This is a genomic window from Pseudomonas sp. AN-B15 (genome assembly GCF_019056475.1).
Classification (GTDB): Bacteria; Pseudomonadota; Gammaproteobacteria; order Pseudomonadales; family Pseudomonadaceae; genus Aquipseudomonas; species Aquipseudomonas parakoreensis.
Genome location: NZ_CP049737.1, coordinates 5176597 through 5187481 on the forward strand (window position 1 = coordinate 5176597; position 10885 = coordinate 5187481).

The 10885-nt window shown below is 60.5% G+C and carries 7 protein-coding genes and 1 pseudogene; 1 reads left to right on the forward strand and 7 read right to left on the reverse strand.

Annotated elements, in window-relative coordinates:
• Nucleotides 1–22: 22 nt before the first annotated feature.
• From GTQ41_RS23430 to GTQ41_RS23455, 6 genes are all read right to left on the reverse strand, one after another.
• On the reverse strand, nucleotides 23–1405 hold the full coding sequence (locus tag GTQ41_RS23430; RefSeq protein ID WP_047296761.1) for an FAD-binding oxidoreductase: 1383 nt from the start codon (nucleotides 1403–1405) through the stop codon (nucleotides 23–25).
• Nucleotides 1406–1544: 139 nt separating this feature from the next.
• The gene (locus GTQ41_RS23435; RefSeq protein ID WP_230679394.1) at nucleotides 1545–2444 is read right to left on the reverse strand and encodes a hypothetical protein; all 900 of its coding nucleotides are present in this window, start codon (nucleotides 2442–2444) and stop codon (nucleotides 1545–1547) included.
• 25 nt (nucleotides 2445–2469) lie between these two features.
• Entirely contained in the window at nucleotides 2470–3210 is a 741-nt protein-coding gene (locus GTQ41_RS23440; RefSeq protein WP_047296767.1) for an alanyl-tRNA editing protein, read from the reverse strand.
• Between the two features lie 42 nt (nucleotides 3211–3252).
• Nucleotides 3253–4287, reverse strand: a complete 1035-nt coding sequence (locus GTQ41_RS23445) for a histidinol-phosphate transaminase (protein WP_230679395.1) — start codon at nucleotides 4285–4287, stop codon at nucleotides 3253–3255.
• Nucleotides 4288–4310: 23 nt separating this feature from the next.
• Entirely contained in the window at nucleotides 4311–5894 is a 1584-nt protein-coding gene (locus GTQ41_RS23450; RefSeq protein WP_041065084.1) for a phenylalanine aminomutase (D-beta-phenylalanine forming), read from the reverse strand.
• Nucleotides 5895–5898: 4 nt separating this feature from the next.
• The gene (locus GTQ41_RS23455) at nucleotides 5899–6918 is read right to left on the reverse strand and encodes a TauD/TfdA family dioxygenase (RefSeq protein WP_230679396.1); all 1020 of its coding nucleotides are present in this window, start codon (nucleotides 6916–6918) and stop codon (nucleotides 5899–5901) included.
• A 321-nt stretch (nucleotides 6919–7239) separates the two neighbouring features.
• Here GTQ41_RS23455 and GTQ41_RS23460 point away from each other — a divergent pair, with 321 nt between their 5' ends.
• Nucleotides 7240–8649: an amino acid permease gene (locus tag GTQ41_RS23460; protein WP_047296771.1), complete on the forward strand. Its 1410-nt coding sequence runs from the start codon at nucleotides 7240–7242 to the stop codon at nucleotides 8647–8649.
• An 18-nt stretch (nucleotides 8650–8667) separates the two neighbouring features.
• On the opposite strand, the pseudogene hrpB reads toward GTQ41_RS23460, so the two are convergent.
• A pseudogene (hrpB, locus tag GTQ41_RS23465) lies at nucleotides 8668–10803 on the reverse strand (ATP-dependent helicase HrpB); the annotation flags it as partial.
• Between the last annotated feature and the right edge of the window lie 82 nt (nucleotides 10804–10885).

The window sequence follows — 10885 nt, forward strand, 5'->3', positions numbered from 1 at the left end:
CTTAAAAACAAAAATTCGACCGTTATCGAGCGTCAACCCGTAACGATTGATACATCTTGCCGGGGTTGAACAGGTTGTCCGGATCCAGGGCCGATTTGATGGCTCTCATGAATTGCAGCGCTGCGCCGTGTTGCGCCGACATCCACTTCAGTTTTCCCTGCCCTACCCCGTGCTCGCCGCTGACGGTGCCGCCGAACGACAACGCGCGACTCGACAGCCGGCTGAGGAACGCCTGAATATCCGCACTTTCGTCTTCACCCTCATCGAGCATGATCAGCAGGTGAAAATTACCGTCACCGACATGGCCGATAAGCGGCGCATCAAGACCGGAGGCCGCAATGTCGGCGGCCGTGGCGCTGATGCAGGCACTCAGACAGGACAGCGGGACGCAGACATCGGTGGCCAGCCCCTTGCGGCCTTTGTAAAAAGCGTGAAAGGCCCACCAGGCGTCATGTCGGGCTTTCCACAGGGCCGTGCGTTCTTCAAGGCGCTCGGAGATCCTGACCTGCCCGCCGTACTCGCCGGCGCAATCCTTGAACAGCTCGACACTGCTGGCGACCGTCGACCGGTCGCCGTGAAACTCCAGAAACAGATGCGGCGTTTCCACCAGCCCCAGTGCCGCAGAATAGGCATTGCACGCACGCACCGCCGTGGCATCCAGCAGCTCGATCCGGGCGATCGAGAGTCCTTGGCCCAGGGCACTGGCCACCGTCTGTACCGCGTTATCCACCGAATCGAACGAACAGACACCGGCAACAATGGCCTCGGGCACCGGATGCAGGCGCACTTGCAGTTCGCTGAAGATGCCCAGAGTGCCCTCTGAACCGATGGCAATCGCCAGCAGATCCAGACCCATGGCCGATTTGGGCGCGCGGGAACCAATGGCGGCGACCGAGCCGTCCGCCATGATCCAGCGTGCGGCTTTGACATTCCCGGCCATGGTCCCGTAGCGCACCGAGTTGGTCCCCGATGCACGGGTCGCCGCCATTCCGCCCATGGAAGCGTTGGCGCCAGGATCGACGGAAAAGAACAGTCCGGTCTCACGCAAGTGGCTGTTGAGTTGCTCGCGGGTAACGCCCGGCTGAACCGTGGCGGTCATGTCGGTGACGTTCACATCGACAATCGCGTTCATTTCCGAGCAGTCGACGCAGACGCCACCCTGTGGCGCATTGATCTGCCCTTCGAGGGACGAACGCGCACCCGACGGGATCAGCGCCACACCGTACTCACGGCAAAGCTTCACGACCTGAATGATTTCGTCTTCGCTGCGAACGGTCACTACCGCATCGGGGGGACTCAGCTCGATGCCGGGAGGCGCCTGGCAGAACTGTTGCCGGATTCCCTGTTCGAGCCTCAAGCGTTCGCCGAACAACTGACGGAGTTTTTCTACGACTGGAGCATTCATTCATCTCATCCCTGTTCTGACTGATGACGGCCGGTTTGCGGTTCTGCGCCCCGTTTTCTGTACTGTCCGCGCACTCCTGTGAACGGTTGGTTTTTGCCGGGCCATGCCACACAGAAGCGGCGAAGCGCCCGGCAGTTGTTCACTCCTCGTCTTTTTCACCGACGCGGGCCGCGCGCCCGTCGTACTCCGGACGCCCGGAAACCACCAGCCCGAAGAAATAAGGCTGTGCGCCTGAATCCTCCAGCTGACGGCCAGACTTGTTATGCACTTCGATAACCGAGAACAGGTCCACCAGACGGTCCTGAATCTGTTCTATTTCGGCGTCCTTGAGTGTCACCATCGAGCTGTATTTGAAAGAGCCTGAAACATCGAAGTATTCGCTCTTCTCCGGTTTGAGCAGCGACCGGTCCACTTCATGGCGCAGGAACTGATCCTTCAACTTCAACGCATCCACCGTCCTGGGCATCCTCAACGTGGGTGCATGCCGGACAAACGGGTCATCCGGCGTTGCGCGCGGCTTGGACACCAGGTTCAGGAACGCTTCAGTGTCCTGGTCATAAGCCAGACCGATCTGCTGGCACACCAGCTGAATCTCCGCCACTGAGGCACTGTCGACCATGTACAGATACGTCATCAATGGCAGCAGTTCGAACTGCGCCTCGAACGCGGCGATCACCTCTTCGGTGACAATGAACTCACGCTCGTAGCGACTCAGGCTCAGGGCTCGGCGCAAGATTCTGGAGTCGTGTTCGCGCAGTTCCAGGCGCGAAGAGAGATCGGTCACCTCGACGCCTTTGCCGAACAACATTTCGTGGACGTCCGCCGGCAACAAATCCCTGAAGTAGTGCCAGAAATAATCAAAACTGGCTTTGCTGGCCGCGTCGATGCCAAGGTGATCATGCAGTTCGACGGCAGCATCGATACTCAGGTATTTCCTTCCGGCCTCGACGTCGCGGTAGTAATTGGCCGAGAACGGAATATTGACCTCGTCGAGAAACGTGGAGATCTTCAGATGCCCCGCGTCGATTCGAAACTGCATGAGAAATGCGCCAAACGCACGTTTGCTATCCAAGCTCTTCCGCCTCTGCCGACAGAGTGACAAGCACTCTGGTCGTGTTTTTCTTGATCTTCATACTGGAAGTCACCACGCCTATTTCTTGCGTATTACGCACATGAACGCCCCCACAGGGGATTGACCAGTCTTCGCATTGCCACCAACGAAATCCCTGTCCCTGGCGGGTATCCGCTTCCGTACGAATCTCATGACTTGCAGAGCAAAACTCGTTCAAGGCATCTGTTGCGCGCCTCAGACTGTCTTCGTCGAACTCACCGACAAACTCGTATTGGTTCTCGCCACCCTCGTCGCTCAGCGGCGAACGAACCGGATGCGCAATCGCTCGCCCGAGCGTCCGCTCGAGCATGCAATGAATCAAATGCATCGCCGAATGAACCCGCATCTGATGATATCGCAATGACCAATCCAGCGTGGCAGTCGCCTGCCGGTCGCTCACCCGCGTCTGCAGGTCAGCGAACGTTTCGTCGTCAATGCTCAGGTAATGCCTGATCTGATCGTCCCGTTTTTTCGTCGCGACGATCTCCAGCGTGCGCAGTGCCTCACCCTCCCCGGCGAGCGGAATGTTCAATACCCCCCGATCGCCCAGTTGCCCGCCTCCCTGAGGGTAGAACACGGTTTCGCCGAGGAGTGCGAAAGGCAGACCGGCGTCGTCGCGCGCCAGTCGATCAACTCGGCAGTCCAGTTGCTTCAAGTAGGGTTCAGCGTGAAACAACGTCAGCGTCTGGCTCATTTTTACCTCAGTCAAGGTTTCACTGATCTTGCCCTGCCGGCCTCAGGCAAGTTCCAGGGTTTGCAGTTTTTGCTTCAGTACAGCGCGCAACCGGGTCATCTGCGCCTGGTTGCCGAAGGAGATCCGCAGACACGTCTCAAGACCATAGTCGGTCAACCGGGACGTCAGGAAACCTTCCCTTTCCAGATGCTGATGCAAATCCTGGCAGCGTGGCGCGGTGACGCATTCGACGAAAACAAAGTTGACGTAGCGGCTTCTGGCTTCAATGCCGCAGGACTTGAACAGGCTCACGAGCTCCTGCCCCCACGCCTGACAATACGCCGCCGTGTTGTCCAGATGATCGCCGTCCTGCAGGACGTATTCGCCTGCCAGGGCGGAAAACGAACTGACGTTGTACGGCGCACGCCGCGCTTGCAGCGCCGGCACCTGATCGCCGCTCGCATAAGCCCAGCCAAGGCGCAGGCCGGCAATACCGTAGGCCTTGGAAAACGTGCGCAGGCATATCGCGTTTTCCCGGCTGTTGACGATCTGAATGCCAGCCGTGTTTTCCCGATCCGGCGCAAACTCTGCGTACGCTTCGTCGATGATGACGGTCGTGCCGGGTGGAATCAGCGCCACCAGCGATAACAACTGCGAGGGCAACAGATAGTCGCCCAATGGATTGGACGGATTGACCAGGACCACGACGTCGGGCTTTTGCTCAAGAGCAAGCTGCAATGCCGCCTCATAGTCGCCGCTGGCATCCGGGGTCATCTCGCTGTAGTCGGCCCCCAGCAACGCGGCCCGGATTTTGTACATCTTGAAGCAGTGCTGCTGCGTCACGATGCGACTGCCGGGCTTCAACAGGCTACGCAACGCAATGTCGATCAGTTCGTCCGAACCGGCGCCCACCACGACGCGCTCGGGATCGACGCGCCAGCGCTCGCCGATTGCCAGGCGCAGAGACTTGTAAGTGACTTCGGGGTATTCGCTGAGCAGCGTCGGCATCGAGGCGCACAGCTGCAGGGCCAGGCCCGATGCACCCAGCGGATTTTCGTTGGCATGCAGCCGGACCGGCTCAGTGATTGACGTTGCCAACAGGTCACTCTTTCCCGACGAACTCATCGGCCGTGCCCTCCCAGTACCTGGGTAACGAGCGCTTCCAGGTAAGCGGTCAACGCCACATCCCGATCCAGATACGGAATGTGTTCACGCACCCGCGCATGCCAGGCGCGGCCCTTCGGCCCGAGTCTGGCGTTGCCACGGATATCGGCGGCCTGGGCTGCACAGATCAGCTCAAACGCGAGGACGTAACGCGTGTTCTGCAGCACTTCGGTCACCCGGCGCGCGGCGACAAGACCGAAGGAAACCACGTCCTGGAAATCGCCGGTGGTGGTCAGGGTCTGGATCGAGACGGGGGTGGCCAGCGAACGGTTTTCCGCCGTCAGCGACGCCGACATGAATTGCCCGCCCATGAGGCCGAAACGCAGGCCACCGTTTTCCGCACACAGGAATGACGGCAGGCCATTGCTGTTGGCTTTGGTCAGGAAGCGATCGATCCGCCGATCCGAAAGATTGCACAGGGTGATGATGGAGATCGTCAGGTAGTCCATGGCCGAAGCGATGTATTGCCCATGAAAATGGCCATTGTGAAAAACCTCGCCGTTTTCAGGGGTGATCAACGGGTTGTCGTTGGACGAGTTCAGTTCGTTGCCGACCACGCGCTCGACAAATTCGATGGTCTCCAGCACCGGCCCGAGGATTTGCGGCGTGCAGCGAATGGAATAGGCATCTTCGATGGGCATGTCTTCCTGGCGTACCTGGTCGGTGCGCAGGGCGCTCAATTGCGAAGAGAGTTCAAGATCGTCAATCGCCAGTTCCGAGCCTTGCAGATCAGCCCAGATGGCCTCGGCAATTTTTTGCTGGCCCAGGTGCGGTTTCAACTGGTGAACATCCGGATGGAAAGGACGTACCCGAGCCTGCAGCGCTTCAAACGAGAAGGCCGAGATCGACGTGTATTGCTCGAGCAGTTCCCGGGCTTCAACCACATTCATCGCCGCCACCGCGACCATGCAGGAGGTGCCATTGATCAGCGCCAGCCCTTCCTTGTAACTCAGGTGCAGCGGCGCCAGGCCCAATTGCTCGAGCGCTTGCGCGGCCGGAATCCGGGCACCGTCGAGGTAGGCATGACCGTCTCCGGTCAGCATCCGCGCAACCGCCGCCAGCGGCCCCAGGTCGCCACTGGTCCCCAACGAGCCCTTGCTCGGGATTTCCGGGATCAGGCCGGCGTTGTAAATGGCGATGTAGCGGTCGAAATTTTCCAGCGAAAGTGCCGAGTTGCCACGGGACAGCGATACGATCCGCGCAAACATGGTGGCTCGCGCCACACTGTCCGGGAACCGCTCGGCAACGTTGGTCGAGACGCCCTGAATCAGGTTCGATTGAAGCTCGTGGGCTTTGTCGATGGGCACCAGATGGTCAACGAAACCACCCATCCCGGTGTTCACCCCATAAATCACCGCGCCTTGTGCAACCAGATTTTCCAGGGCGTCTCGCGATGCCTGAACCCGTTGCCGGGTGGCTTGCGAAGCGACCACCTTTGCCCCGGGCCGGGAATACCTGATCAAGTCCTTGAGACTGACATCCACGCCGGGGGTCAGTACAAACGTGCTATCCGACGTGAAGTTTCTTTCCTGAATCGTCATCTTTTCATCCCTGAGCTGCGTGTGGCTGATCATCCGCCCAATTGGCGATGATCACGTTGATGGTCCTATTGCCGGAAAAGGCGCGCCGGCCGTGGGCATACTGGAAATTGTCGAGCAGCAAAATATCGCCCGCCCGCAGATCGACATCCTGTTCCAGACGTCTGACGGTGTGGAACAACTCCAGCGTCAGGTCTTGCGGCAGTGGTTCGCCGTCACCGAAACACATGGCCTCCAACAGTTGCGGCGTGTTGCGCTGCGCCTCGGCCAAATCACTGGCGTCCTGTTCACGACCGTCGATACGCGCCCATTCGATCATCGCAGCCGCGCCCCAGAAGTGCGCCTGATTGCACCAGATGTCCGCCGCTTTGCGCGGGTGTCGGCGCATCGGGGCGATACAGTCCTGCCAGAGGATCAGGTCGCCGCCACTCCATTCGAAGTCCCAACCGCGCGTCCGGCACAGCACTTCTGCCTCGGCGGTGCTGGAAGTGGAGAACGTCTCCTGCCAGCTTTTTTTCACCCCGGGCTTGAGATTCACCCGCGCCTCGCCGGGCAGCGTGCGGCGCAACTTGAGCCCGCGATCGGTCAGTTGCTGCAGGGTGGCGCGATCAATCAACTGCTCCAGTTTGCGCATGTCCCCGACCACGGATTCACCGCCACGCTCCGCAGGCTCGACACACACGAAAGCGATGATTTCGGGCGGATGTTGTACATAGGCCATTTCCTGATGAAGGATCACCGACCAGTCGGGCGGGGTGCGCGTCGCTTCCATGACCTTGCCCTGGATCGTCGAGCGTGGAGAGCTGCCGCCGACGTAATCGCGCGTGTGAAAACCCAGCGCACCGATGGCCCGTTCAAACACCTCGGGATCCCTGCACGGCGTGGCACCGCGAATGAGCACCGCGCCTTCACTCAACAGTTGTGCCCGAATGTCCTGCGCCGCCGCTGAAAAATAGCCCGCCGGATCGGCCTCGGCGCCGACCACAAAATCGAATGTCCCTAGTGCATTGCACTCCGTCACCGTCATCACTCCTCAGTCCCTGGAATCGTTGGCATGTCCCTGTGCGATGCATTAGATACCATCCCCCATTTACAAATTCAACAGATAGAAATATGTTTCTTCCAATAGATTTTTATGTTCGGCGCGCACGAAATCGCGCACAACCAAGCTGAAAACCCGATCTAACTGATTGATAAAAATAGAAATAATCTGAAGGAACAGAATCCGTATGACTGTGGAGAATTACCCGTCCCCCACTGTTGGCACCGTCGCGTCACTGCATCGGCCCGCCTCGCCCCGCGCAAGTGTCTTGCAAACACTCAAGCAACCTTGCGAGTACCCTTTCTCATGAGCGGACTCCATACGCACTCAGGTCAACTGCAACGCAGCCTGAAAAATCGACACATCCAATTGATCGCACTGGGAGGCGCCGTCGGCACGGGGTTGTTTCTGGGCTCGGCGGGCGCACTCAAGTCTGCCGGGCCCTCGATGATCCTCGGCTACGCCATTTGCGGCTTCATCGCCTTCATGATCATGCGACAACTGGGCGAGATGATCGTTGAAGAGCCGGTTGCCGGCTCTTTCAGCCATTTCGCCCACAAGTATTGGGGCGCATTCGCCGGCTTCCTGTCGGGATGGAACTGCTGGATGCTGTACACCCTGGTCGGCATGTCCGAGCTGACAGCCGTCGGCAAATACGTGCATTACTGGTGGCCCGAGATACCGATCTGGGTATCGGCTGCGGTGTTTTTTGTGCTGATCAATGCACTCAACCTGATCAACGTCAAAGTGTTCGGCGAGGCGGAATTCTGGTTCGCCATCATCAAGGTGTTGGCGGTGATCGGGATGATCGTCATGGGCAGCTACCTGCTGGTCAGCGGTAACGGAGGGCCGCAGGCATCGTTGAGCAACCTGTGGCAGCACGGCGGCTTTTTCCCCCACGGGATGGCCGGCCTGGCCATGTCCATGGCGGTTATCATGCTGTCCTTTGGCGGGCTGGAAATGCTCGGTTTTACCGCCGCCGAAGCGCAAAACCCTCGTCGCGTGATCCCCAAGGCAATCAATCAGGTGATCTACCGCATCCTGATTTTCTACATCGGCGTACTCGTCGTGCTGTTGTCATTGATGCCGTGGGACAGCCTGCTGACGTCACTCAATGCCTCTGGCGATACCTACAGCGGCAGCCCGTTCGTACGCGTGTGGTCAATGCTCGACAGCAATACCGCCGCGCACATTCTCAACTTCGTGGTCCTTACCGCGGCGTTGTCGGTCTATAACAGCGGCACCTACTGCAACAGCCGGATCCTGCTCGGTCTGGCCCGGCAGGGTGACGCGCCACAAAGCCTGGTCAAGATCGACTCGCGCGGGGTTCCTGTGCGCTCGATCCTTGCAACGGCTGCGGTGACTTTGGTCGCGGTGGTGATGAACTACGTGATCCCGCAGCAGGCCCTCGAAATACTGCTATCGCTGGTGGTGGCGACGCTGCTGATCAACTGGGCGATGATCAGCCTGGCCCACGGCAAATTTCGCCGGCACCTGAACGAGACCCGGCAGACTCCACGGTTCAAGGCGCTTTGGTATCCCTACGGTAACTATGTCTGTCTGGCCTTCATGGTGTTCATCATGGCGGTCATGCTGATGGACCCCGTCAACCGGATGGCGGTCTACGCGATTCCGCTGTGGATCACGCTGGTGTGGGTCTGCCACAGCATCAAGCACCGCCGCCGTGCTGCGCAAAGCCTCTACGGCGAGGCCTGATCAACCCCGGACAAAGGCTCACTTGCGCGGCTTGATCCGCGCCGTGGCCTCGGCCACCAGCGGATCATCCGGCCAATAATGCTTCGGATACCGCCCCTTCAGATCCTTTTTCACCTCGGCATAGGTGCTGCGCCAGAAGTTGGCCAGATCCTGTGTCACCTGCACCGGCCGCCGCGCCGGGGACAATAGGTGCAACTTGACCACTTGCCGCCCGCCGGCGATTCGCGGCGTCTCGGCGAGGCCGAACAGCTCTTGCAAACGCACCGCGAGAATCGGCGGCGACTCGCTGTAATCCAGACGAATCGATGACCCCGACGGCACACTGATGTGATGTGGGGCCAGCTCATCAAGCTTCTGCGGCAACGGCCACGGCAACAGATTGCGCACGATGCTCGACAGGTCCAGATTGGCGAAATGACTCAGTCGCGAGACTTTGCCCAGATAGGGCATCAGCCATGCTTCCAGGGTTTTGAGCAACGTCGCGTCGCTGACATCCGGCCATTGGCTGTCGGCCTGTGTCGCCAGATCCAATTGCCGCAACAACGCGACCCGCGCCTGCCACTGACGCAATTCCGGCGTCCACGGCAGCAACTCCAGACCTTTGCGCCGGACCAGATTGACCAGCGCCTGACTGCGCGCCGCTTCGTCGAGCCCGGTCAACGGTTCGCGGCTGAGGATCAGTTCGCCAACCTTGCGCTGACGCTCGGCGCGCAGCACGCCTTCGCGCTCGTCCCAGTCCAGTTGATCGACGGCACGCACTTGCTCGGCGAGCACCGAGTCGAACAGCGTCGGATCGAAATCCGCCGCCAGGTAAATCCGTTCCTCGCGCTGCCCCTGACGACTGCCGAGGTCGGCGATCACAATCCACGCCTCCTTCATCAGGCTGTCGGCTTCGGCGAACAGCGCAGCGCGACCATTGGCCAGCCGATATTCGGCGCCACCGGCGCGCCGCTGTTGGGCGACGCGATCCGGATAGGCCAGCGCCAGCAATGCGCCGAGCCAGCGCGGATGATCGGGATCGCTGACGGGATCGCTGGCCTTGCCACGCAGGTAACCGCGATACTGCCGCGCCAGTTGCCGCGCACGTTGCACGCCACCCTGAGCACCGCGTGCCGCGCGTTCCTCGCCAGAGAGCAGCACCAGGCGGCTGTGCAGATCCGCCCCGGCGCCGCGCAAAATATCGCGTTCGCCGAGCAGTGCCGCGACGTCGCACGCCATCTGCGCCAGCCCCAGCGCCTGACCGCGCAGCAACAGATGGGCGATGCGCGGATGTGCCGGCAATTCGGCCATGGCCTGACCGTGGGCGGTCAGCGCCTCGCCTTCGAGTGCGCCCAGGCGCTGCAACAGATCCTGGGCCTGGGCATAAGCCGCTGCCGGCGGCACATCGAGCCAGACCAGTTCGCCCGGCGTGACGCCCCAGCGTCCGAGTTGCAGCGCCAGACCCGCCAGATCCGCCGACAGAATTTCCGCACTGCCGTAAGCGGCGAGTTGCTCGTGCTGATCCTGCGACCACAGGCGATAACACACGCCCGGTTCCAGACGTCCGGCCCGGCCCGCACGCTGGGTGGCGCTGGCCCTGGAAATACGCTGCGTATCGAGACGGGTCATGCCGCTGCCGGGGTCGAAACGCGGCACCCGCGCCAGCCCGGCATCGATCACCACGCGCACGCCGTTGATGGTCAGACTGGTTTCGGCAATGTTGGTCGCCAGCACCACTTTGCGCTGACCCGCCGGCGCCGGGTCGATGGCGGCGCGCTGGGCATTCAGGTCCAGTTCACCGTGCAACGGGCAGAGCAAGACATCTTTACGCTCACCGATGGCATCGCTCAGTTGCTGATGCACACGACGGATTTCCGCCTGCCCCGGAAGGAACACCAGCAGGCTGCCGGTTTCATCGTGCAGGGCATCGAGGACGGTCCGGGTCACGCGTTGGTCGATGTATTCGCCAGGCTGGAACGGCCGCCCCCAGCGCATCGTCACCGGGTACATGCGCCCTTCGCTGCGCAGGATCGGCGCGTCATCCAGCAACCCGGCCAGGCGCTCGCCCTCCAGCGTGGCAGACATCAGCAGAATCTTCAGCGGCTGTTCAGCGCGGAACAGTTCACGACCGTTCAAACTCAGAGCCAAAGCCAGATCGGCATCAAGGCTGCGTTCGAAGACTTTACTATATGCATAAATTTATCAACGCCTACCAGCCCGCATGGCTGAGGCATTCTAGAGAGAAACCAAGGTGATA

Coding starts and splice junctions, on each gene's coding strand:
- GTQ41_RS23430 (WP_047296761.1), bottom strand. CDS start 1,405: ATGAATGCTCCAGTCGTAGAAAAACTCCGTCAGTTGTTCGGCGAACGC.
- GTQ41_RS23435 (WP_230679394.1), bottom strand. CDS start 2,444: ATGCAGTTTCGAATCGACGCGGGGCATCTGAAGATCTCCACGTTTCTC.
- GTQ41_RS23440 (WP_047296767.1), bottom strand. CDS start 3,210: ATGAGCCAGACGCTGACGTTGTTTCACGCTGAACCCTACTTGAAGCAA.
- GTQ41_RS23450 (WP_041065084.1), bottom strand. CDS start 5,894: ATGACGATTCAGGAAAGAAACTTCACGTCGGATAGCACGTTTGTACTG.
- GTQ41_RS23455 (WP_230679396.1), bottom strand. CDS start 6,918: ATGACGGTGACGGAGTGCAATGCACTAGGGACATTCGATTTTGTGGTC.
- GTQ41_RS23460 (WP_047296771.1), top strand. CDS start 7,240: ATGAGCGGACTCCATACGCACTCAGGTCAACTGCAACGCAGCCTGAAA.